The sequence below is a fragment of the Pseudomonas cedrina subsp. cedrina genome (assembly GCF_001983175.1).
Lineage (GTDB): Bacteria > Pseudomonadota > Gammaproteobacteria > Pseudomonadales > Pseudomonadaceae > Aquipseudomonas > Aquipseudomonas cedrina.
Window position 1 is genome coordinate 1 of sequence record NZ_MNPW01000004.1, and the last position, 22,638, is coordinate 22,638.

General features: G+C 61.5%; 19 protein-coding genes and 1 rRNA gene. 10 read left to right on the forward strand and 10 right to left on the reverse strand.

The window, feature by feature from the left end; all coding sequences use genetic code 11:
- From rrf to BLL36_RS08480, 4 genes are all read left to right on the forward strand, one after another.
- Nucleotides 1–76, forward strand: a 5S ribosomal RNA gene (gene rrf / locus BLL36_RS31965); the annotation flags it as partial.
- Nucleotides 77–233: 157 nt separating this feature from the next.
- Nucleotides 234–893: a paraquat-inducible protein A gene (locus BLL36_RS08470; RefSeq protein ID WP_076951018.1), complete on the forward strand. Its 660-nt coding sequence runs from the start codon at nucleotides 234–236 to the stop codon at nucleotides 891–893.
- Nucleotides 880–1,503 (forward strand): paraquat-inducible protein A, encoded by a 624-nt coding sequence (locus tag BLL36_RS08475; protein WP_076951019.1) that lies wholly within the window; start codon nucleotides 880–882, stop codon nucleotides 1,501–1,503. Before BLL36_RS08470 ends, BLL36_RS08475 begins: the two co-directional genes overlap by 14 nt.
- Entirely contained in the window at nucleotides 1,496–3,799 is a 2,304-nt protein-coding gene (locus BLL36_RS08480; RefSeq protein WP_076951020.1) for a PqiB family protein, read from the forward strand. The genes BLL36_RS08475 and BLL36_RS08480 overlap by 8 nt, the downstream gene beginning before the upstream one ends.
- Before the next feature lie 186 nt (nucleotides 3,800–3,985).
- Here BLL36_RS08480 and mksF read toward each other — a convergent pair whose 3' ends face one another.
- From mksF to mksB, 3 genes are read right to left on the reverse strand one after another with little or no spacing between them, the layout of a single operon-like run.
- The gene (mksF, locus tag BLL36_RS08485; protein ID WP_076951021.1) at nucleotides 3,986–6,826 is read right to left on the reverse strand and encodes an Mks condensin complex protein MksF; all 2,841 of its coding nucleotides are present in this window, start codon (nucleotides 6,824–6,826) and stop codon (nucleotides 3,986–3,988) included.
- On the reverse strand, nucleotides 6,823–7,530 hold the full coding sequence (mksE, locus tag BLL36_RS08490; protein ID WP_076951022.1) for an Mks condensin complex protein MksE: 708 nt from the start codon (nucleotides 7,528–7,530) through the stop codon (nucleotides 6,823–6,825). The genes mksF and mksE overlap by 4 nt, the downstream gene beginning before the upstream one ends.
- Nucleotides 7,520–8,797, reverse strand: coding sequence for an Mks condensin complex protein MksB (mksB, locus tag BLL36_RS08495; protein WP_076951023.1), 1,278 nt, complete (start codon nucleotides 8,795–8,797; stop codon nucleotides 7,520–7,522). Before mksB ends, mksE begins: the two co-directional genes overlap by 11 nt.
- 187 nt (nucleotides 8,798–8,984) lie before the next feature.
- Between mksB and BLL36_RS08500 the strand changes: the two genes are divergently transcribed.
- Together BLL36_RS08500 and rimI are read left to right on the forward strand one after the other, a co-directional pair.
- A complete protein-coding gene (locus tag BLL36_RS08500) occupies nucleotides 8,985–9,728 on the forward strand; it encodes an energy transducer TonB (RefSeq protein ID WP_076951024.1) in 744 nt (247 codons plus the stop codon).
- Entirely contained in the window at nucleotides 9,721–10,173 is a 453-nt protein-coding gene (gene rimI, locus BLL36_RS08505; RefSeq protein ID WP_003188286.1) for a ribosomal protein S18-alanine N-acetyltransferase, read from the forward strand. Before BLL36_RS08500 ends, rimI begins: the two co-directional genes overlap by 8 nt.
- Nucleotides 10,174–10,322: 149 nt before the next feature.
- Here the strand turns inward: rimI and BLL36_RS08510 are convergent, their stop codons facing one another.
- Nucleotides 10,323–10,727 (reverse strand): serine kinase/phosphatase, encoded by a 405-nt coding sequence (locus BLL36_RS08510; RefSeq protein WP_076951025.1) that lies wholly within the window; start codon nucleotides 10,725–10,727, stop codon nucleotides 10,323–10,325.
- 139 nt (nucleotides 10,728–10,866) lie between these two features.
- Here BLL36_RS08510 and can point away from each other — a divergent pair, with 139 nt between their 5' ends.
- Nucleotides 10,867–11,511, forward strand: a complete 645-nt coding sequence (gene can / locus BLL36_RS08515) for a carbonate dehydratase (protein WP_053134092.1) — start codon at nucleotides 10,867–10,869, stop codon at nucleotides 11,509–11,511.
- Nucleotides 11,512–11,558: 47 nt separating this feature from the next.
- Here can and BLL36_RS08520 read toward each other — a convergent pair whose 3' ends face one another.
- The 3 genes from BLL36_RS08520 to BLL36_RS08530 form a co-directional block, all read right to left on the reverse strand.
- Nucleotides 11,559–12,728 carry a hypothetical protein gene (locus tag BLL36_RS08520; protein WP_076951026.1) on the reverse strand — a complete coding sequence of 390 codons (1,170 nt, stop codon included), beginning with the start codon at nucleotides 12,726–12,728 and terminating at the stop codon, nucleotides 11,559–11,561.
- A 123-nt stretch (nucleotides 12,729–12,851) separates the two neighbouring features.
- Nucleotides 12,852–14,552, reverse strand: a complete 1,701-nt coding sequence (gene acpA / locus BLL36_RS08525) for an acid phosphatase (RefSeq protein ID WP_076951027.1) — start codon at nucleotides 14,550–14,552, stop codon at nucleotides 12,852–12,854.
- Between the two features lie 110 nt (nucleotides 14,553–14,662).
- On the reverse strand, nucleotides 14,663–16,081 hold the full coding sequence (locus BLL36_RS08530; protein ID WP_076951028.1) for a short-chain fatty acid transporter: 1,419 nt from the start codon (nucleotides 16,079–16,081) through the stop codon (nucleotides 14,663–14,665).
- Nucleotides 16,082–16,266: 185 nt separating this feature from the next.
- Between BLL36_RS08530 and BLL36_RS08535 the strand changes: the two genes are divergently transcribed.
- Entirely contained in the window at nucleotides 16,267–17,556 is a 1,290-nt protein-coding gene (locus BLL36_RS08535; RefSeq protein ID WP_076951029.1) for an MFS transporter, read from the forward strand.
- Nucleotides 17,557–17,678: 122 nt separating this feature from the next.
- Entirely contained in the window at nucleotides 17,679–18,263 is a 585-nt protein-coding gene (locus tag BLL36_RS08540) for a flavin reductase family protein (RefSeq protein WP_076951030.1), read from the forward strand.
- 22 nt (nucleotides 18,264–18,285) lie between these two features.
- Here BLL36_RS08540 and BLL36_RS08545 read toward each other — a convergent pair whose 3' ends face one another.
- Complete coding sequence (locus tag BLL36_RS08545) at nucleotides 18,286–19,095, reverse strand: AraC family transcriptional regulator (RefSeq protein WP_076951031.1); 810 nt, start codon at nucleotides 19,093–19,095, stop codon at nucleotides 18,286–18,288.
- 141 nt (nucleotides 19,096–19,236) lie between these two features.
- Between BLL36_RS08545 and BLL36_RS08550 the strand changes: the two genes are divergently transcribed.
- Entirely contained in the window at nucleotides 19,237–19,875 is a 639-nt protein-coding gene (locus BLL36_RS08550; RefSeq protein WP_076951032.1) for a LysE family transporter, read from the forward strand.
- A 156-nt stretch (nucleotides 19,876–20,031) separates the two neighbouring features.
- Here BLL36_RS08550 and pgeF read toward each other — a convergent pair whose 3' ends face one another.
- Together pgeF and ggt are read right to left on the reverse strand one after the other, a co-directional pair.
- A complete protein-coding gene (gene pgeF / locus BLL36_RS08555; protein ID WP_076951033.1) occupies nucleotides 20,032–20,754 on the reverse strand; it encodes a peptidoglycan editing factor PgeF in 723 nt (240 codons plus the stop codon).
- Nucleotides 20,755–20,781: 27 nt separating this feature from the next.
- The gene (gene ggt / locus BLL36_RS08560; protein WP_076951034.1) at nucleotides 20,782–22,611 is read right to left on the reverse strand and encodes a gamma-glutamyltransferase; all 1,830 of its coding nucleotides are present in this window, start codon (nucleotides 22,609–22,611) and stop codon (nucleotides 20,782–20,784) included.
- Nucleotides 22,612–22,638 lie beyond the last annotated feature (27 nt).

The following is a 22,638-nucleotide window of genomic DNA, read 5'->3' on the forward strand; positions in this document are numbered from 1 at the left end:
CGAACTCAGTAGTGAAACGATGCATCGCCGATGGTAGTGTGGGGTTTCCCCATGTGAGAGTAGGTCATCGTCAAGATTAAATTCCGAAACCCCATTTGCGAAAGCAGATGGGGTTTTGTTTTGGGCGATCGGAAATTCAATCAACCCAACGTGCCCAACAAATCTGCACAGTTATTTCTGAACCAGACCACTAGAATACGCACCTAATCTTTTTTAGAGCCCGAGCCCTACTTATGCCCGATCCGGTTGATGCCCTTGAGGTGTCGGATTTAGCACTGGACGACCTGATGGCATGCCATGAGTGCGACTTGCTGATGCGCAAACCAGTGCTCGCCCTTGGCGAAAAAGCTCAATGCCCGCGTTGCGGCTACGAACTTTACGCACACCGTCATAATGTCGTTGAGCGAAGCCTCGCCTTGGTGTTGGCCGCATTGCTGTTGTACATCCCTGCGAATTTTCTGCCCATCATGCAGCTGAACTTGCTCGGGCAGTCCTCCGAAGACACCGTATGGACCGGCGTAGTCGGTCTGTTCGATACCGGCATGCAGGGTGTTGCAGCCGTGGTGTTCCTGTGCAGTATGGGCATTCCATTGCTCAAGCTGCTGTGCCAACTGGTTGTGTTGCTCAGCATCCGTTGGAACATCGGGCGCAGTTATGGACTGCTGCTATACCGCATCTACCATCACATGAAAGATTGGGGGATGTTGGAGGTGTACCTGATGGGCGTATTGGTGGCGATTGTAAAACTCGCCGACATGGCCTCCATCACAATCGGCCTGGGCCTGGTCTGCTTTGTCAGTCTGCTGATGGTTCAGGTTCTACTTGAGGTGGTGATGTCGCCGCACCAGATCTGGCAAGCGCTGTCAGGAGAGGATGATCATGCGGGCGATTGATGCAGGCATTCTGGTTTGTACCGAATGTCACGAATTGAACAAACAAGACACCGATAGCGATGAGCAGACCTGCACCCGATGTGGCGCGCTGATCCATGCCCGTCGCCCCAACAGCCTCACCCGCACCTGGGCGCTGCTGATCACCGCAGCCATCTTGTACATTCCCGCCAACCTGCTGCCGATCATGACCGTCAACTCACTGGGGCAAGGGGAGCCCAGTACCATCATGGCGGGTGTGATCCAACTGGTTCAGCACGGCATGTTCCCCATCGCAGCCGTGGTGTTCATCGCCAGTATCCTGGTGCCGACGTTCAAGCTGGTGGGCATCGGGCTGCTACTGTTCTCGGTGCAGCGTCACCAACCGCTGTCGGCGCAACAACGCATTGTGATGTACCGCTTTATCGAATTCATCGGCCGCTGGTCCATGCTGGATATCTTCGTGATCGCTATCCTGGTGGCGGTTGTTAACTTTGGGCGACTTGCCAGTGTCGAGGCCAATCTCGGCGCTGCGGCGTTCGCCAGTGTGGTGATCCTGACGATGCTCGCCGCAGTAACTTTTGATCCCCGACTGATTTGGGATAATACGGAGTCGGACGACGACCATGAGTGATTTGCCTAGAGCTAAAACCCGCCCAGCCTCCAATTGGTCGGCCATTTGGGTGTTGCCCCTGATTGCCCTGATCATTGGCGGGTGGCTGGGGTGGCGCGCCTATTCCCAGCAGGGCATCGATATTCAAGTGCGCTTTGAGAGCGGTGAAGGCATCCAGGTCAACAAGACCGAAGTGGTCTACAAAGGCATGCCGGTGGGCAAGGTCAAGGCCCTGGCCCTGGATGACGAAGGTAACAACCGCGGAGTCATCGCCACCATCGAAATGGACAAGGACGTCGAGCAATACCTCAGGACCAACACGCGCTTCTGGCTGGTCAAGCCGAGCGTCACCCTTGCGGGTATCACCGGCCTGGAAACCCTGGTATCGGGTAACTACATCGCCGCCAGCCCCGGCGACGGTGAACCCACGCGCAAGTTCAAGGCGCTCTCCGAAGAGCCACCGTTGTCCGACGCCAAGCCCGGATTGCACCTGACCGTCAAGGCTGACCGCCTTGGTTCGCTCAACCGTGGCAGCCCGGTGTTCTACAAGCAGATCCAGGTGGGCCAGGTTAAAAGCTACCTGCTCTCCGAAGACCAGAGCACCGTCGAGATCAAGCTCTATATCGAACCAACCTACGCCAGCCTGGTGCGCAAACACACGCGTTTCTGGAACGCCAGCGGCATCAGCATCGACGCCAACCTCTCCGGCGTGAAAGTGCGTAGCGAATCACTCTCCAGCATCGTCGCCGGCGGCATCGCGTTCGCCACGCCGGAGAACCGCAAGGACAGTCCGCCGACCGATCCGAGCCTGCCTTTCCGCCTGTACGAAGATTTTGACGCAGCCGCGGCGGGTATCCGGGTCAAGGTCAAACTTACCGACTTCGAGGGCCTGCAGGCCGGCCGCACGCCTGTGATGTACAAAGGCATTCAGGTCGGCAGCCTGAAAACCCTGAAGATCAACCCCGACCTTTCCAGCGCCAACGCAGAGCTTACCCTTGATCCGCTGGCCGAGGATTACCTGGTCCAGGACACTCAATTCTGGGTAGTCAAACCGTCTATTTCCCTGGCCGGCATCACCGGGCTCGAAGCCTTGGTCAAGGGTAACTACATCGCCATTCGTCCCGGCGACAAAGGCACGGCTCCACAACGCGAGTACGTCGCCCGCGCCAAGGCGCCGCCCCTGGACCTGCGCTCCCCAGGCCTGCACATGGTGCTGCTCACCGATAACCTCGGTTCCCTGGACGTTGGCAGCCCCATCCTCTACAAGCAGGTCAAGGTCGGCTCGGTACAGAGTTACCAGTTTTCGCGCAAGAACAAGCAATTGGTAATCGGCGTCCACATCGAGAAGGAGTACGAAAATCTGGTCAACGGCTCGACGCGCTTCTGGAACGCCAGCGGCGTGACCCTGACCGGCGGCCTCACCGGCGGTATCCAGGTAAAGAGTGAATCCCTGGCGAGTCTGATGGCCGGCGGTATCGCCTTTGAAACGCCTGAGCCAAACGTCCCGCTGAAAAAGCGCATCCCGCGTTTCCGCCTGTTTGCCGACCGCGAAGCCGCCAACCAGCACGGCACCTTGGTGACCATCAAAGTCGACCGCGCCGACGGCATGCGTCCTGGCACGCCGGTGCGTTTCAAAGGCCTGGACGTGGGCAAGATTGAACGCGTCGACCTCAGTGCCGACATGCAGTCGGTGCTGCTCAGCGCACGTATCACCCAGGTAGCCGATCGTATTGCACGCGTTGGCAGTCAATTCTGGGTGGTCAAGCCTGAGCTGGGCCTGATGAAAACCTCCAATCTGGAAACCCTGGTCACCGGGCAATACATCGAAGTGCAACCGGCCGCCAAAAGCGCCGGCCCGCAGAAGAGCTTCGTTGCGCTGGATCAGCCCCCTGAGGCCGTCCGCCAGGAAGCAGGCCTGCGCCTGACCCTCAGCGCCGCACGCCGTGGCTCGTTGAAGGAAGGCGTACCCGTCACCTATCGTGAAGTCACCGTGGGCAAAGTGACCGGCTACGAGCTGGGCCAGACCGCCGACCGCGTATTGATCCACATCCTGATCGAGCCCAAGTACGCGCCGTTGGTGCGCAGCGGCAGCCGCTTCTGGAACACCAGCGGCTTTGGCCTCGACTTCGGTCTGTTCAAAGGCGCGACGGTGCGTACCGAGTCCCTGGAAACATTGGTTGCCGGTGGCATCGCCTTCGCCACGCCCGACGGCGAGCGCATGGGCAATGCCGCCCGGCCCCAGCAAACTTTCCCGCTGTTCGACAAGTTTGAAGAGGAATGGCTGACCTGGGCGCCTAAAATCTCACTCGGAAAATAGCCCGAGGCGCGGCCATCGCGGGCAAGCCCAGCTCCCACAGTGGGCATGCGTGTTTCTGACAACGCATTCCAACTGTGGGAGCCGGGCTTGCCCGCGATGAGGCCCTCAATATCACCACAAGTCCCAAGCCTGCAAAAAAGGCCGCGATCCATAAGATCGCGGCCTTTCGCATTTCAGCAGACCAAATCAGACCTCATCCAACTCCGGCTCGCCCGCCTGCACGTTCACCGTGGCCTTCACCCCATCGTGACGACGAATATACTTCCAATCCGCCTCATCGATATAAATCCCGTTCGGCCCGCTGCCGCCTTCCAGGTCGATCGCCACCTGGGCAGATACCTGTGGCTTCACGCTTGCCAGGATCGGCACAAAGCCCAACTGCAGACTGGTTTCCAGCAACGCCGCCTGGTTCTTCTCATCGATGTCCGCCGCCTCATCGAGGTAGTACGGCAAACGCACGCGCCCGGCCTGGTCGCGGTCCATCAAGTGCAGCAACAAGTACATGTTGGTCAGCGCCTTGATGGTCATGGTGGTGCCATTGGACGCGGCACCATCGATGTCGGTATGAATCACCGGCTGGCCATGCACCTTGGTGATCTCGAAGGCCAGCTCGAACAGATCCTTGAGACCCAACTGGTTGTGGTTGGCCGCTACCAGGCGCGCCAGGTATTCCTTGGCCTCTTCGTTCTTGTTGTCCTGCTCGGCGCTCTGGCTGAGGTCGAACACCGACAAGGTCTCGCCTTCTTCATACTGACCGGCACTGTGGATGATCTGGTCGATATGCTTGAGGGCTTCCTTGTTCGGCGCCAGTACGATGCGAAAGCTTTGCAGGTTCGATACCTGACGCTTGTTGATCTCGCGGTTGAACAACGCCAACTGGTGCTCGAGGCTGTCGTAGTCGCTGCGGATATTGCGCAGGGTGCGCGCAATATCGGTGACCGCCGCGCGACGTGCCTTGCCCAGCGTCAACGCTTCATCGGTACGGTGCGCATAGGCATTGATCAGCAACTGCAAGCGCCGTTCGACGTCGTCCTCGCTGTCGAACTTGGCCACGCCCTTGAGGCGCACCTGCGCATACAGTGCTTCGATCTGGCCATCGGCGCGCAGCAAACCTTGCCAGCTGTCCTGATAGTCGTTGAGCAACGGCAGCAGGTTGTCCATGGAATCGTCGACCGGGTCCATGAACGGTGTGCCAAACGGCAAGTCCGCCGGCAATAGCTGACGACGGCGCAGCGCGTCATCCAGCGTACGTTGCTTGGCTTCCATATCGGCAATCTGACGGCCAACCAATTGCAGCTTGGCCGACAGTTGTTGAACACGCTCGGTGAAGGCATCGCTGGAACGCTTCAACTCATCCTGCGCCGCTTCCATCTGCGCCAGGTTTTCCAGTTTCTCGCCTTCTTCGGCACTCAGGGTTTGTGCGCGGCGGAAGTCTTCCAAAGCCTTCTGCGCGTCGAGTACCTGCTGGTACAGCGCTTCGGTCTGGGTCTTGCTCGCGGCGCGGTCGGAGGCTACGGCCTGCTGAGTCTTGAGTTGCTTGAGCTCTTTTTCCAGGCGCTCTTTCTGGTCACGCAACGCCGCGCGATCGGCCAGCGCCTGCAATGCCGGCGGTTCGATATGCGAGAGATCGATGGACAGCCCCGGCACTTCAAAACGCTCGCCCTTGAAGCCATCGAGGATCAGTTCCAGGGATTTTACCCACTGGCCTTCCTCGTCCAGCGTAATGCCCTGTGCGCCCAACGGCAGGCTGAACAACGAACTGTTGAACAGACGCATCAGACGCTCGACGTCCGGCTGTGAGAACTCTTCCCGCAGCTTGGCGTAGCTGTTGTTGTCGGCATGATCGAGCTGCTGCTTGACCGATTTCAGGCGTTTTTCCAGGTCGCGCAGACGCTCGTCGAGGTCCTCGGCGCTGAACTGCCGGGATTGCGCCAGGGCACCGGCCAGCTCATCGTGGGCATCCTTGGCCGCCAGCAGTTGCTGCTCCAGCACCTTCACATCATCGACCAAGGCGAAGCGATGCTTGAGCACCGACAGCTCGCCCAGCCAACGCTGGATGCCGCTGATCTCGCGCTCCAGACGCATCAGCTCCTGGGTACCGCCGCGCTGGTCGTTCTGCAGCGCGTCCTGCTCGTTGCGATAGTGCTCGGCCTGGATCGTCAGTTCTTCCTTGCGCGCACTGGCGTAGTCCGACCAGGTGCCCAGCAGCGAATCCAGCAGCGGTGACAGGCGATGCAGCTTGCCGCGCAAGATATCGCGTTGTTTCACGCCGTTTGCGAGCGCCTCGACCAAAGGCCCGGCGGCCACCAGCGAGTTGTAGTCCTGCTCCATGCGTCGTACATCGCGGAAGGCTTCTTCGCACGCGGCGATGTAATCAACACTGCCGGAACGCAGGCTGTGTTCAAACGCGTCCAGGAACAATTGCTTGAGCTTGGCCGCGGTGATTTCGCGCATGTGCAGCAAGTTGATAAACAGCGCGCGGAAGGTCTTCAGGCTTTGTTCGCTGGTAGAGCGCAGCGGAATCAGCGTCAGGTCCAGCGGGATCGACGTGTGGCCGCCCACCAGCAAGCGCCGCAGTTCATCAGGCTTGAGTTCGTAGGCTTTGAGGCCTTCGCGTTCAAGGTTGGTGAACAGCTCTTTCTGGCGCAGGCACGTGTCGTTTTTCTGGTAATGGGCCAGGTCCAGCTTGCCGGCATAGGCAAAGAACTGGTGACCGAAACCACCGCCCGGGCCGCGCCCGACCACGCCGATGACATGCGGGCCGTGAGGCAGCGAAACTTCCACCAGGATGTAGCTGGTGTCGGTCGCAAAGTAGAAGCGCCGGGATTGCTCCAGGGTGTACTTGCCGAAACTCATGTCCGACATGCGCGCCAGGATCGGGAACTGCAAGGCGTTGATCGACGCGGATTTACCCAGGTTGTTGGCGCCATACACCGACAGCGGTTCTTCCAGCGGGAACAAACCCAGGCTGTAGCCGGCGGTGTTCAATAGGGCGAAGCGGCGGATGCCGTAGCGTTCCTTGCTCATGCGTCGGTCTCCTGTTCTTCGGCAATGGCGCGGGCCATGGCGTCTTCTTCGCTTTCGTCCGCAAAGTCACTCAGATCGAGCGGATCATCGGTCTTGAGCAATTTCTCATCGCTGTCTTCATCGATGATCACCGGCGCAGGCAATGGCAATACGCTGTGTACGCTGGCGGCCAGGTCGCGGTCCTGCTGCACCGACAGGCACACATCGAGGAAACGGTGCATCGGCGGCAGGAAGCGGTAGATGCCGTTGTCTTCGCTGGCGAAACCCAGCTGAGTCATACGGCGCATGATTTTTTCTTCGAGCTCTTCCTGGGTCTGCACCTCGGCCTGGATGAACAGGTCGCGGTACTTCTCCAGCAGGGACGGCAGCTCATCGCGGCCGAGGCTGCCGCCGTCAAGCACGGCGATCGGGTCGCGGCCCTGGTCGGCCAGGTGCTCAACCAGAATGAAGGTGAACAACGCCAGGCGCTGGGCGGTCTTGTTCACCTGCGCGCTGGCAATCGCGGAGTCCGGCACGAAGTAATAGAAGCCACGGGTATCGCACACCAGTTCAAAGCCCAGGGCCTTGAACAGCGTGCGGTACTGGTCCTGGAAGTTTGAGAGCTGCGCGTACAGCTCCGGGTCGCGGCGGCTGACGTGGTAACCCTTGAACAGCTCGCGAAAGATCGGCGCCAGCTGGGACAGTTCGGATAGATCAAGATGCATAGGGGATGCTCGCAGTATTCTCGGCGGCGTCGGTGCTGGCCGGGAGCAGGGCGAATGAGCGCAGGCTGACCTGATGCTCGTGGGTGTGGTAATCGCGGCGTTCCAGGCGTTCGCGCTTGAAGCGTTTTTCGCGCGAGAGGCGCGAGAACCAGTACAGCAATTCGTCGGTGGCGCCGTCCGGTTCCTGCTCCAGCAGCCAGGTCATCAGGTCCGGCATCGGCAGCGCGTCTTCGCAGCGTTCGAGCATTTCCTTGACCGTTCGCGGCGCACGTTGGGCTTCACCCTTGTGGGATTTGTGCGCCTTGGGGAAACGCGCCGGTTTCGGCTCGAAATTCGCCAGGGCATACACGTAGGCTTCCACCTGGCTCGCGCTGCCGAGGAAGGTGCTTTGCGGCCGGGTGAACATCGGCATCGCCGCTTGCGGCACCGCGTCCAGGCCTTTGCGGCGGATAGCCGACAGGGCCAGCGCCGCGCCGCGGGTCACGGCGTTGTGCCGGCGTGCTTCTTCGCGCAACGGCAACAACAGCTCGCGCGCATGACGCAAGGTCAACTGGGCGCTGGTCTGCATTTCGAGGATGCGCGCGTGGGTGCGCAGCAGCATGTCGTCATCCACCAGGTGGCCGAGGCGTTGTTGCTCGGTGAGCATGCGCAGCAGCACATTCTCGACCTTGCGCACGCCTTGCTCGAAGGCGCCGTCGGCATTAACCAGTTGGATCATCGGTTCGACGTATTCGTCCCAGGTCGCCAATACTTCGGCGTAGCGCTGGCGCAACGGGATCTGGCGGTCGCTGGTCTTGGCGCGGTCGGCCACGGCGGCGAGGGCCTGTTCGTCGTTGGCGAGTTTTTTCAGCACGTCGCGCACGCGCATATCCAGTAGGCGCAGTTGGCGGGCCAGGTCGTGGCCATCGCGGATATCGAAGGCATCCTGGATATAACCGGCCAGGCGCTCGAGGTGGCGCAGGTAGGCTTCGATCTCCAGGCACAGGCCAAGCCGGTGCTCCTTGCGAAGGTAAGCCAGGAAGTCGTGGATCTGTGCGTTGAGCTCGAAACGGTTCGGGCTCTTGGCGACAGGCACCAGAATGTCCAAGCGAATCCACACGTCCAGCAGGCTGGTGATGTCCTGTGGCGTGCTGTCCAATTGTTGGGCGGCCAGTTGCGCGCGCAGTTCGCCAAGGCTCAGGGTGCCTTGGTCGAAGTGTTCGCACAGTGGCTCGAGCAAGGCCCAGTGTTCGGCGAGGGCGCGCAGGACGCGCTTGGGTTCGATCATGGGGATGGCCGGCTGGTTGGCGATTAAAAATCGCGATTGTACTGCATCGAGCGCGGGATTTATCCACAGCCGGTCAGTGTGCAGTGGGCGATTGTTGCCGAACAGCGGTAGAATCCCCGCTCTTTAGTTATCCGCAAGTGGCCGAGCTGTGCTTACCGAGTCCCGACGTCGCGCTTACTTGACCGCCATGCAGGTGGTCAACTGGCTGCCCCGCACCGAACTGCCGTTTGCCGCGCCGTCGCGGCCCGAGCTGTTGCAGGCGCTTGAGCCCGATGAGGCGTTCGAGGTGTCGGGCGAGGAAGCGGCCGCGCCGGTCGCGGTGGTCAAGCCTGTGCCCGAGTCGCGCCCTGTGGTCGAGCGGGCCAGGGTCGAAGTCCCGCGCCCATCGCCGGTGACCAAAGCCGTGGTGGTCGAAGAGGTTGCCCCCGTGGTCAAGGCCCCGGTGGTGCCGCCACCGCGTTTCGCCCTGCAATTGCTGCGCGCCGGGCGCTGCCTGCTGCTGGTTGAATTGCCCACCGGCGAACGTTTCCAGACCCGCGACCCCGCCTACATGCTGCTCAAGGACATGCTGCGCGCCGCCGGCTTGCCCGACAGCCCGCAAATCGTCGGTGACCCAGTGCGCTGGCCATTGCTGGTGCGCGGCACCATGGACCAGGGCCCGGAAGCTGCGCGTGATTTTGTGCAAGGCTTTGTGTCGGCGCGCCTGGAAGACGAACCTTGCGTGTGCCTGTGGCTGATCGGCCTGCCCGCCGTGCGGTTTGCCGGCCAAGCGAATGCCGAAGCCTGGTACCGCGAGCTGCAGGTCGAAGGCCTGGGCTCGGTATGGGCCCTGCCGGGCCTGGAATTATTAATGGAAGAGCCACAGCGTAAGGCTGATGTCTGGCAAGCCATGCGCCGGCTGATGGCGCGCTGGAAAACAACCGATGAGTGAGGCTTTATCCTTCCGCCCGATGACCGAGGCCGACCTCGACGCCGTGCTGAAAATCGAATACGCGGCGTTCAGCCACCCGTGGACCCGTGGGATCTTTCTCGACGGGTTGGGCAAATATCAGATCTGGCTGATGTTCGAAGGCGAGCAGCAGGTGGGGCACGGCGTGGTGCAGATCATTCTCGATGAAGCGCATTTGCTGAACATCACCGTGAAGCCGGAAAACCAGGGCAGGGGGCTTGGCCTGGCGCTGTTGGAGCATTTGATGTCCCGCGCTTATGCTGCGAATGCGCGGGAATGCTTCCTGGAAGTGCGTGACAGCAATACCGGGGCGTTCCGTTTGTACGAACGTTATGGTTTCAACGAAATTGGCCGTCGTCGCGACTATTATCCGGCCGTGGGTGGCCGCGAAGATGCGGTTGTCATGGCCTGCACCCTTGTTGATTAAGCATATAAAACCCTTGGACACCCCAGTACCTGTGGGAGCCGGGCTTGCCCGCGATGCAGGCACCTCGGTGTTTCAGTGAGACCGAGGTGATGCAATCGCAGGCAAGCCAGCTCCCACAGGGGCCCTTTTACAATGAGTTCTGCGGTGTGTCAGCGGTTACCGTTTACAGGATCCAGGTCAGCCAGCTCGGCCTCATCCAATCCATTCCCGCCGCCAATGTCATCTTCATCTACAACGCTTAGATCGTAATCCGCCGGACCGTCTTCCCCTTCTTCCCGTGCATCGCGCGCGCCGTCGTCGTGGATCAGCGTCTCGGGGCTCATGTCATCGTCAGTCGATTCATGGTCGGCGACCGACGCGCCGGTCATCCCGGCTTCGCGCACCCGCTCGTCGGGCATCAGCTGCTCGCGCTCACCCGGCGGGATCTCATCGCCGATCTCCGCCGTCTGGTCCTCTTGGTCAAAATCCAGCTCGCGCATCGAACCCATGCGATCTTCGTTGTCATCGATCGGTTCGGGCTGCGTAGCACCGTAGGGACGTCGTGATTCAGTCATGGCCAATCCTCATACTGTGGGGCTTATAGTGTGTGGACCGTTGTGGCGCCTTAAAGATTCAAGCTAATTGCAGCTCGGCGTGACCCGGACGAGGGGTTGTCAGTCACAAAACTGCGCATCATTCCTGAGGCTTTCCCTGATGAACGAATTACAAGACCTGCTTGATAACAATGAACGCTGGGCGGACGCGATCAAACAGGAAGATCCCGAATTCTTCGCCAAGCTCGCCCGCCAGCAAACCCCGGAATACCTGTGGATCGGCTGCTCCGACGCCCGCGTACCGGCCAACGAGATTGTCGGCATGCTGCCGGGTGATCTGTTCGTGCACCGCAACGTGGCCAACGTGGTGCTGCACACCGACCTCAATTGCCTCTCGGTGATCCAGTACGCGGTGGACGTGCTCAAGGTCAAGCACATCCTTGTCACCGGCCACTATGGCTGCGGCGGCGTGCGGGCTTCGATGCAGGACCGTCAGTTCGGCCTGATCGACGGCTGGCTGCGCACCATCCGCGACCTCTATTACGAAAACCGTGACGTACTGGCTCAGCTGCCGACCGAAGAAGAACGCGTCGACCGCATGTGCGAGTTGAACGTGATCCAGCAGGTCGCCAATGTCGGCCACACCAGCATTGTGCAAAACGCCTGGCACCGTGGGCAGAGCCTGTCGATCCACGGCTGCATCTACGGCATCAAGGATGGGCGCTGGAAGAGCTTGAACACCACCATCAGTGGTTTCGAGCAGTTGCCGCCGCAGTATCGCCTGCGTCCGTTGGGTGAAGTCTAAGAGCCGACGCGGCTGCGCTTGTGTTCCAGCAAGCGCAGCCCCTGCCGCTACAGCGCCGGGATCGCCGTGGCTGGAATGGGAGCAGGGTTCTTCAGTTGTTTCAACTGGGTCTTGATCGCAGGCGTGGCGCATTTGGCATTTGCCTCTCCTGGGGGCAGGTTGCGCACCGAGGTATAGAACAACTCGCACGTCTGCTCCTTGCGCGTGACCTGCCAGGTGTTCATGCACGCCTTGAGCGTTACATTCGGGTCGCTCTCGGGTTTTTGCCCCATCCCGGCCTGCCAGCAGGCGGCGCTCAAATCCTGGCCCATCACCTTCAAGCCGGCCTCGTCGGCTTTCTGCTCGTTGCCCTCGTAGGTATCGGGGCTTGCGGCATACCAGATGTAGCTCGGGTGGTTCGCCCCCAGCACTGACACGGTTTTGCCCGTTGTCGGGCTGATCTGCGCCAGGCTCAATACACCCACCGTCTGCCCGTACTGTTGCTTGATCCAACTGCGCGCCGGCGCGCCAAAGGCCACCATCGGCAACGCCCCTTTGTCGGACAGGCTCAGCTCCTGGACCATGCGCGTCTGGTAATCGGTGAAGTAGCTGTAGACGGTTTCCAGGTCCTTGCCCGCGTTGGACGGCGCGGCGATGGGCGCGATATCGATGATGGTCTGGTAAGCCGGGGTTTCAGTGGCAGGCACGCCATTATCCGCGAGCAGGGTTGCCCAGCGGTCGGTGGTGGCCGACTCCAGGTAATCCTGCGCTTGGGTCAGTGAATAATCGGGCGGGAAATGCAGCAACTCGATGCTTTTGCGATTTTCCAGGGCCATGCCCAGCGGCAGGAACAGGTACCAGTTATAGGCCCATTTGCCGTCGCTGTTGAGCCGGCTGGCGCCTTGATAGGCCAGGTCGGCGGTATCGAGCAATCGGGTCAGGGGCTGGCCGTAACTGTCGGGTACACCGCTGAAGGTCGCTGATACCTTGCCGTCCTGAGTCTTGACGCTGACTTTCGCTCGGCTGTACCCGTCCCGTTGCAGGCTCTGGTTCAGATAATGCTCGACAGTCTGTTCCAGCGTCCATGGCCGAAAGCAGATCACATTGCAGTTATTAGGGTAGGCGAACAGTTGGGTTACACGCTGCGTGCTCCCCAGCGGTACCTCGATATCGGCCTGTACGACCGCACTCGCCATCAGTGCGGCCAGGGTGCAACACAGCCTGGTCGGTTTGAACATTGGTTGTTTCCTTGTCAGCGAAAGCCCGTCTGCGCGGGGTGAAAGCCCACCTCCACACAGTAGCGGCTGACCAGCAACGGCGCGTTATAAATCATCAGGCATGTCGTTATTGGATAAGCAAACCTACAGGCTGAACTGCAAGGCGTTGCTCAAGTCGCCCATGGGTTTCTGGCCGCGGGCGATCATCGCGTCATCCCGCTGCTTGAGGCCGTCCAGGGTTTCCAGCTGGAATACGCGGGTGATCAGACGCAGGATTGAAGCCGTGTCATACACCGTATGGTCCACCGTGCCTTTGCGCGCGAACGGCGACACCACCAGCGCCGGAACCCGCGTGCCCGGGCCCCACCGGTCACCTTTGGGCGGTGCGACGTGGTCCCACCAGCCGCCGTTTTCATCGACGGTCACCACCACCACCATGTTTGGCCACTGCGGGCTTTCTTGCAGCACCTTCAAGGCCCGCACGATATGACGGTCGCCCGAGGCGACGTCGGCATAGCCCGCATGCATGTTCAGGTTGCCCTGGGGCTTGTAGAAGGTGACGGCGGGCAACTTGCCGGCCTGGGCGTCGGCAAAGAATGTGTTGGTAACGGCCTCATCACCCAAGCCGCCATCGCGCAGGCGCTTGTCGCGCTCGGCGCGGTTCTGCGGGCCCTGTTGCTTGAAGTAGTTGAACGGCTGGTGGTGATACTGGAAGTTCGGAATTTTCGGAATGCCGCCCGAATCCTTGAATTGGTCCAGTGTCGCTTGCCATGCGCCGGCGTACCACGCCCAGTCGACGTTGTTTTTCGACAATTTGTCGCCGATGTGTTCGTGGGTCTGCGGCACCAGCACGTTGGGCAGGTCCGGTTTGGAGTAGTCCGGGTTTTGCGGGTCGCGAATCCAGGTCGGCCAGTAGGGCGGAGCCAGGGTGTTCACCGCGTAGCCATCCGGCGTCAGGGCGCTGGGGCCGAACTGCGGCGGCCCCGTCATTGCGCTGGCCGGGGACGTGTCCAGCGGTTTGAGGCGCGGGTCGTTGGGGTCATCGCTTTGCAGCGTGGCGATCTGCGCTTTGGCCACCGATTGAGCGGCATTCGGATAAACCGGCGCGGTAGCGCTGATCAGGTACTGGTGATTGAGGAACGAGCCACCAAAGGCCCCCTGGAAGAAGTTGTCGCAGAGCACGAACTCCTTGGCCACGTCCCACAGGCGCAGGGAATAACGACTCTGGGCGTAATGGCCCATCACCAGGCCGCCGGAGTCCGCCCACGCAACAAAACTGTCGTTCTTGCCGCCATTGATCTGCATCTGGTTCTGATAGAACACGTGCCACAAGTCGCGGGTGACCAGGCTCAGGGGCAGGTCTTCGGCGTTGGGGCCCTTGAGGGCGAACGGTGCGTTGGGCAGGTTTTCCTGGAATTGCGCTCCACTGGCATAGGTCACCCCGTCCACCGTCTGCGGGCCGACTTGCAACACCCCACCCCAGACAGGCGGCAGGGTGTTCAGTACGCTGGCGTCACGGTCGCGTTGCTGTGCGTCGGCGGGGGACAGTGCAGACAGCGGTTTCTCCACGCCGGGGAAATCGGCGAACAGATTGTTGAAGCTGCGATTCTCGGCGTAGATCACCACCACGGTTTTCACCTGGTCGCGCAAAGCCTTGTCCAGTTCTTGCGGGGTAAGCGGCCGCGCGTCCGGTTTGCCGGGCGTTTCGCTGGTATTGCCGCAGGCGCTCAAAGTTGCGCCGACCCCCAATACCGCGGCGCCCCCCAGGAAACGCCGGCGACTGGTGTCTACCGGCGGTTGGGCCGCGGCATCGGAGGAAGGGCGGTCTTCGTGATCGTCACTCATTGCGGGGAGTCCCTGGCGAGTTGTTGCAAGATGTTTCGCAGGACGGTAGCAATGGAATGTGACGGATCGAAGACAGCCCAGTGGATGCGCAGGTCAAAAATGTGGAAGCGCTACGGCATCACCGGCGGCAAATACTTCAACGTCGTCCCCAACGCCCACAACAGGAACAACACCAGCGGCGTATGCACCAGCAACTGCACGAACGAAAACCCGATCAAGTCCCGCGCCTTCAAGCCCAATACCCCCAGCAGCGGCAGCATATAGAACGGGTTGATCAGGTTCGGCAGCGCCTCGGCCGCGTTGTAGATCTGCACCGCCCAGCCCAGGTGGTATTGCAGGTCATTGGCGACTTGCATCACATAAGGCGCTTCGATGATCCATTTGCCACCGCCCGAGGGGATAAAGAAACCCAGCACCGCCGAGTACACGCCCATCAGCAGTGCGTAGGTGTCGTGAGAGGCGATGGAGGTGAAGAAGGTCGAAATGTGGTGGGCCAGGGTCTGGCCGTCGCCGCCCTTGACCACGGTCATCAGCGCAGCGATCGACCCGTAGAGCGGGAACTGGATCAGCACGCCGGTGGTGGTTGGTACCGCTCGGGCGACGGCGTCGAGGAAGCTGCGCGGGCGCCAGTGCAGCAGGGCACCCACCATGATGAACAGGAAGTTATAGGTGTTCAGCCCCGAGATCGCGCTGATCGCCGGCTTGGTCGAGAACTCATGGAACAGCCAACCGGCCGCCAGGCAAGCCAGCAGGATGGTCAGCAGCGGGCTGTGTTCCAGCCATTCGCCCGGCCGGGTCGGCGCTTGTATCTTGGGCAGGTTGAACGCCGGATCGACCCCACAGGCCTTGGCGTCGCGCGCGCTGTTCGGGCCGGGCGCGGTGGCGTAGGCGATGATCAGCGACACCACGATCAGCGCCAGCAACAGCACGCCGGATTGCCACAGGAAAATGGTGTCAGTGAACGGGATCACGCCTGTAATCGACAGGATCGACGGCGGCAGGCTGGCGGGGTTGGCCTGCAACTGCGCGGCCGACGACGACAGCCCCAATGCCCACACCGCACCCAGCCCCAGATAGGCCGCGGCACCGGCAGCGCGGTAATCCATGCGCAAATCAGTACGACGCGCCAGCGCCCGCACCAGCAAGCCGCCGAACACCAGGGACAGGCCCCAGTTCAGCAAGGACGCGACCATGGAGATCAGCGCCACCCAGGCCACGGCCGAGCGGCCGTTCTTCGGGATACGCGCCAGGCGATCAATCAGCTTTACCGCTGGCGGCGAGCTGGCGACCACATAACCACCGATCACCACAAACGCCATCTGCATGGTGAAGGGGATCAGGCTCCAGAACCCGTCGCCAAAGGCCTTGGCCGCCTCGGCGGGTGCGGCGCCCATGCCCAGGGTCGCCACGGCGACAATGATCACGGCGAGGGCGGCAAACACCCAGGAGTCTGGAAACCAGCGTTCGGCGAAGTTGGAGCAGCGCAGGGCAAATCGGGCATAGCGGCTTTCTTCGATAGCATCGGCCACGAGTCTTTCCTCTTGTCTTTATTATGGTGTTGGCAGTTTCACGGCATGTTCCGCTACCGCCCTTGATATGGGAATGCAGTTATCTTCATCGATCCATGAGGAAAACAAATATATCTGTCGTGATTGCCATCACTTGTCTCAGCTCATAACCTGCACGCCATTTTGTTTGTCTGCCGAGCCTCCACATGACTGCCACCCTTTCCTCACAGGCGCAGCGTTTTTCCCGCTCCGACTACAAAACCCTGGGCCTGGCCGCCCTGGGCGGTGCCCTGGAAATCTACGACTTCATTATCTTCGTGTTTTTCGCGCTGACCCTGAGCCAACTGTTCTTCCCGCCCGAAATGCCCGAGTGGCTGCGCCTGCTGCAAAGCTTCGGCATCTTCGTCACCGGCTACCTGGCGCGTCCGCTGGGCGGCATCCTGATGGCGCATTTCGCCGATCACCTGGGACGCAAGCGTGTGTTCAGCCTGAGCATCCTGATGATGGCGTTGCCCTGCCTGTTGATCGGGATCATGCCCACCTACGCGCACATCGGCTATTTCGCGCCGCTGATCCTGCTGGCGCTGCGCGTGCTGCAAGGCGCGGCAGTGGGTGGAGAAGTGCCCAGCGCCTGGACCTTCGTTGCCGAACACGCTCCTGCCCATCATCGCGGTTACGCCCTGGGCTTCCTGCAAGCCGGCCTGACGTTCGGCTACCTGCTCGGCGCCCTCACTGCCACCTTGCTGGCGCAAGTCTTTACGCCCGCCGAAATCCTCGACTACGCCTGGCGCTTTCCGTTTCTGCTGGGCGGTGTGTTTGGCGTGATCGGCGTATGGCTGCGACGCTGGCTCAGCGAAACCCCGGTATTCCTCGACATGCAGGCCCGTCGCCAGGCAGCCGCCGAGCTGCCGTTGCGCACCGTATTGCGTGACCACCGCGCCGTGTTGCTGCCGGCGATGATCCTCACCTGCGTACTCACCTCGGCCGTGGTGGTGCTGGTCGTCATTACCCCCACCATGATGCAGAAAACCTTCGGCATGAGCCCCAGCCACACTTTCGCCCTGAGTGCCTTGGGCATCGTGTTCCTGAATATCGGCTGCGTACTCGCCGGGTTGCTGGTCGACCGCATCGGCGCCTGGCGCGCGGTACTCGTATACAGCCTGTTGCTGCCGATGGGGATTGCGGTTCTGTACGCCAGCCTCATCAGCGGCGGCGTATGGCTGGGCGCGGCGTATGCCTTGGCCGGGCTCGGTTGCGGCGTGGTGGGCGCGGTGCCTTCGGTGATGGTCGGATTGTTTCCGGCGCAGGTGCGCGTGTCGGGAATCTCCTTCACCTACAACATCGCCTACGCACTATGGGCCAGCACCACACCGCTGCTGTTGATTGCACTGATGCCGACCAGCCCGTGGATCTGCGTGATTTATTGCGGGGTGATGGGGGCGGTGGGGGTGCTGAGCGTGGCGTTGTTTGGCAAGCGCCACACGTTAAATATCTGAGCGTTGAGTAAGAAGTACAAAGCAGCAACGTACCGGACCCCGCCATGCTCCGATACTCTCGCGACGCGCGCCGGAGTCATCGAGTATCGTAGGATTTATTTTTCTGCGGAGCCTTTTTAGCCATGATCCCAGCCCATCACCGTCGCCCCGTTCCGCTGTCCAAGGCCTACCGCTTGCTCAACCACGGCCCGACCGTGCTGGTGAGCGCCGCCCACAACGGCCGGCGCAACATCATGGCGGCCGCCTGGGCGATGCCGCTGGACTTCGAACCGCCGAAAGTCGCCGTGGTGTTGGACAAGGCCACCTGGACGCGCCAATTGCTGGAAGGCGCCGGCACATTCGTGCTTCAGGTGCCCTGTGCGGCACAGGCGGATCTGGTGCAGACGCTGGGTAATACCACCGGTGCCGAAACCGACAAGTTCGCTGCATACGGCTTACAGACGTTCATCGGTGAACATACCGAGGCGCCCTTGCTGGAAGGTTGCGTGGCCTGGCTGGAGTGTCGTCTGTTGCCCGAGCCTCATACCCAGCAGACCTACGATCTGTTCCTGGGCGAAGTGGTCGCGGCGTATGCCGACGAACGTGTATTCAGCGAAGGCCGTTGGCACTTCGAAGGCCATGATCAACGGCGCACCTTGCACCATGTGGCGGGCGGGCATTTCCTCACAATTGGCCAACCGATTGATGGGCATCAGCTTCCACACTGACGTTCCCCTCCCAGCGGTTTTGTCAACGCCCGAGCATCTTCACCCAACGCGAAGGCGGCATGCCATAAGTACTGCGAAATTGCCGGGTCATATGGCTCTGGTCGGTGAAGCCAGCGGTCAACGCCGCATCAACCAGCGATTGACCCTGAGCCAGCAGGCTGCGCACCAGGTCCAGCCGGCGCATGGTCAGGTAGCGATAGGGGCTGGTGCCGAACAGCACGCGAAAATCCCGCGACAGGGCCCAGCGGTCGCGGCCGGCGTGGTCGGCCATTTCATCCAGGGTGATGCTGCGACCCAGGGCGCCGTGGATGAATTCCCGGGCGCGCTCGGCGGCAACGTAGTCGAAGGTCTTGCGGCTGACGATGCCCCCCGAAACGTTGCTCAGCGCGTGGGCCAGGTCGAACAGTGCGTCCTGCTCCTGCAACGGGTCGAGGGGATTATCCAGGTTTTGCAGCAGCACTTCGCTTGCGCGGAACAGCCTGGGGTCAGTGGATAGGCCATTGGGGATAAACGGCAACGGCTTGCCGCCAAGGATCTGCTGGATCAGCGACGGCTCCACGTAAATCATCCGGTATTTGAAGCCTTCGTCGCTGCCGGCGTGACCGTCATGGGTTTCATCGGGGTGCAGCACCATGGTGGTGCCGGGCAGACTGTGGATCATGGCGCCGCGATAATGAAAACTCTGCACGCCCGTAAGTGTGCGCCCGATGGCGTAAGTGTCATGTCGGTGCGGATCGAAGGCGAAGCCGGCAAAGTACGCCTCGATCCGGTCCAGGCCGCTGGCATGCGGGGCGCGGTGCAGCCAGTCAAGGGTGGCGGTGGGGTTGCCCATGGCGACTTGTCACAAAAATGGAGATGGAAACACGTTAACCCAGTCTGCAGCCCTTGTCTTCGAGGGTCTTGTACGATTGTGCAGGGCGGGTACCAAGCCTATGATCGCCTTTCGTGTCTTGTGCTGATGGAGCTGCCTGCCATGGATTTTTTCGACCCCGCCTACGTGGCGCCCCTGGTTTCGCTGGCTTTGCTGTGGACGGTGGCGGTAGTGACGCCCGGCCCCAACTTTTTCAATACGGCGCAATTGGCCGCGAGCTGTTCGCGCCGCCATGGTGTGGTGGCGTCGGCGGGTGTGGCCACCGGTACAGTCATGTGGGGGCTGGCGGGCGGCCTGGGCATCAAGTCGCTGTTTACCGCGGCACCGATGTTGTACCTGGCGTTCAAGATCATCGGCGGCTGCTACCTGATTTACCTTGGGCTGAGGCTGTTCAAGCGCTCGGCGCCGGCCATGGGCCAGAGTGTGCTGCCGGACCAACCCCGGCGCTCGCTGTTTTCCGCCTGGCGCCTGGGCCTGCTGGGTAACCTCTCCAACCCCAAGGCGGCTCTGTTTGTTGCCACCATCTTCGCCTCCACCATGCCGCCATCACCGTCGCCGATGCTGCTGACCCTGGCGGTGATCACCATGGCTACCTTGTCGTTCAGTTGGTATTCCTGCGTGGCCCTGGTGTTTTCCAGCGAGCGCATGGCCGATTTCTATAGCCGCTCGCGCAAGTGGCTCGACCGTTTTGCCGGGAGTTGCTACATGCTCTTCGGTGCACACCTGGTAGCGAATCGCTGACCGTGCATGGTAGTGAGCGGGCTTGCCCCGCGCTGGGTGGCGTAGCCGCCCCAACCAGGCGACCCGGCTCTACCTGGAGGTCGGCGGTGGCTTAACGGGGCGGCTTCGCCACCCAGCGCGGGGCGAGCCCGCTCACTACGGGAGACCGCGTGTTTATCAAGGGCTGAGCGCAATCCACGAATAGATCAGCGTCTTCATTTCTTCCGGGTGATGCGTCCTGCGACGGTAGCTGGCAAACGCTGGTGAAGTGCAGTAAGTACACATTTCACTCACCTCGATCTGCTCCCGCCGAAGGCCCGCCGCCTGCAGCAACATCACCCCATACCCGCTCAAATCGAACCACGCACTTCCTTCTTGCCTGGCATGGGGCGGTGCTATTTCGGGTGACAGCAGCGGCGTCGGTTGCGCAGTGGTCCACGGCGCTGGGCCATCGCGCCACAAGTGACCCTGGTCCGCCTGGAGCCGGGCAACAAACTCTGCGCTGACTTCATAGCAGCATGGCTTGATCGACGGCCCGACCGCTACTCGCAACTGGTCCGTGGCAATGCCTGCATCGGTAAAGCGCTTGACGGCATTGGCGATTATCCCCGCCTGCAAGCCCTTCCAACCGCCATGCACAGCGGCTACCTTCTCGCCGTTTTGCGACGCAATAAGTATGGGCAAACAATCGGCGGTGATCACCGCGATTGGCTGATGCTCACTCGTAAACACCCCATCCGCTTGTACCGTATTGGGCTGCAGGCCCGCTTGCCATTTAATCACCGAAGCGCTGTGCACCTGTTTGCAGATGAACACCTCTGCCGGGCGCAGCGGATCATTGATCGAACAAAAACCGTGGTCGATGCCAAGGATGGCACCGAGATTATCTGCCTGCTGCACGGGCGCTTTCTCCGTTGGATGAAATGTTCAGTCGCCGAGCGCTTCGCCTTCACGCCTTGGGTCGGCGCCGCCGATCAGCGACACCTTGCCCTGGGCGTCCCGTGTTCGAACGATGGCCTGGATGCCGCTGGTCATCTCGATCTCGTTCAGCGCATGGTCTTTGTCCTTGAGTGCCTGTTTCAACGCAGGGCTGAATAGACCGGTTTCCAATTCGGTTGCGCCGTTGCGGCTGCCGAAGTTGGGTAGGCCTATTGCGGCTTGCGGGTCGAGTTTCCAGTCGAGCATCGCCACCAGGGACTTGCTCACGTACTCGATGATCTGCGAGCCGCCGGGCGAGCCGAGCGTGGCCAGCAACTCGCCGCTCTTGCGGTCGAACACCAGCGTCGGCGCCATGGCCGAACGCGGGCGTTTGCCGGGCTCGACACGGTTGGCCACGGGCTGGCCATCTTCCGCGGGAATGAACGAAAAATCGGTCATCTGGTTGTTGAGCAAGAAGCCCTGAACCATGACATGGGCGCCAAACGCCGCTTCCACTGTCGTGGTCATCGATACGGCGCCGCCCCTGTCATCCACCGCCACCACTTGCGAGGTGGAGATGCGCAGCGGCGAGCGATCCGGCGCGTATGCCACCTGGATGCCCGCAGGCAAGCCCGGCTTGGCGATACCCATGCTGCGCTCGCCGATTAACGCAGCGCGCTTGGCCAGATAGTCCGGGGCGATGAGGCCGGCGACCGGCACCGGGACAAAATCGGCGTCGGCAACGTAGAGCGCGCGATCAGCGAAGGCCAGGCGACCCGCTTCGGCCAGCAGGTGCACGGCGTCGGCTGTCGGCTCAAGGCCGGCCGGCGATGGGCTTTTCACCGGTTGCATCGCGGCGATGGCCAGCGCCGGGTCGCGAGCTTGCAGCGCCTGCAAGGTACCCAGGATTTGCGCGATGGCGACGCCGCCCGATGACGGCGGCGGCATGCCGCAGACTCTCCACTGCCGGTAGTCTGTGCACAGCGGCGTGCGTTCCTTGGCGGTGTAGCCCTTCAAGTCCGCCAGGGACAGGCTGCCCGCGTTGCGATGGCCTTGCACTTTGCGCGCAATTTCATCGGCAATCGGTCCGCGGTACAGCGCATCCGGCCCTTCCTTGGCAATGCGTTTGAACACGTCTGCCAGCGCCGGATTTTTCAACAGCGTACCGGTGGCTTTCGGGGTGCCATCGGCATTCAGGAAGTACGCGGCCATTTCGGGCGATTGCACGATATAGCGATCCGCCGCGATCAGGCTGTGCAGGCGCGCAGAAATGGCGAAACCCTGTTCCGAGAGCCGGATCGCCGGTTCGAACAGCTTGGCCCATTGCAGTCGGCCGGTTTTTTTGTGCGCCAGCTCGAGTGCCCGCAATACGCCAGGCGTGCCGACTGAACGGCCGCCTATCTGGGCCTCGGCAAACGTCACCGGCTTGCCGTCAGCCTGCAGGAACAACCGCTCGGTCGCCCCGGCCGGTGCGGTTTCACGGCCGTCATAGGCGTGCACGTTTGCGCCGTCCCACAGCATGATGAACGCACCGCCGCCGATGCCGGAGGACTGCGGTTCCACCAGGGTCAGCACCGCTTGCATCGCGATCGCCGCATCAATCGCCGAACCGCCCTGGCGCAACATCTCGCGCCCGGCTTCGGCGGCCAGTGGGTTGGCGGCAGCAGCCATATGGCGCTCGGCGTGGCGGGGGGCGAGGTTGGCGCGATAGCCCGAACCCAGCTCCGGTGCCGGCGGTTGCTCAGCGATGGGGGTGTGGCAGCCGACCAGAGCCAGGGCTATGGCAATCATCGGCAGTTGACGGTGGGAAATTGAAAGCACGCGGTGAACTCCGTTCATGTTGAGAATGTTCTGGCCTTTCCATGG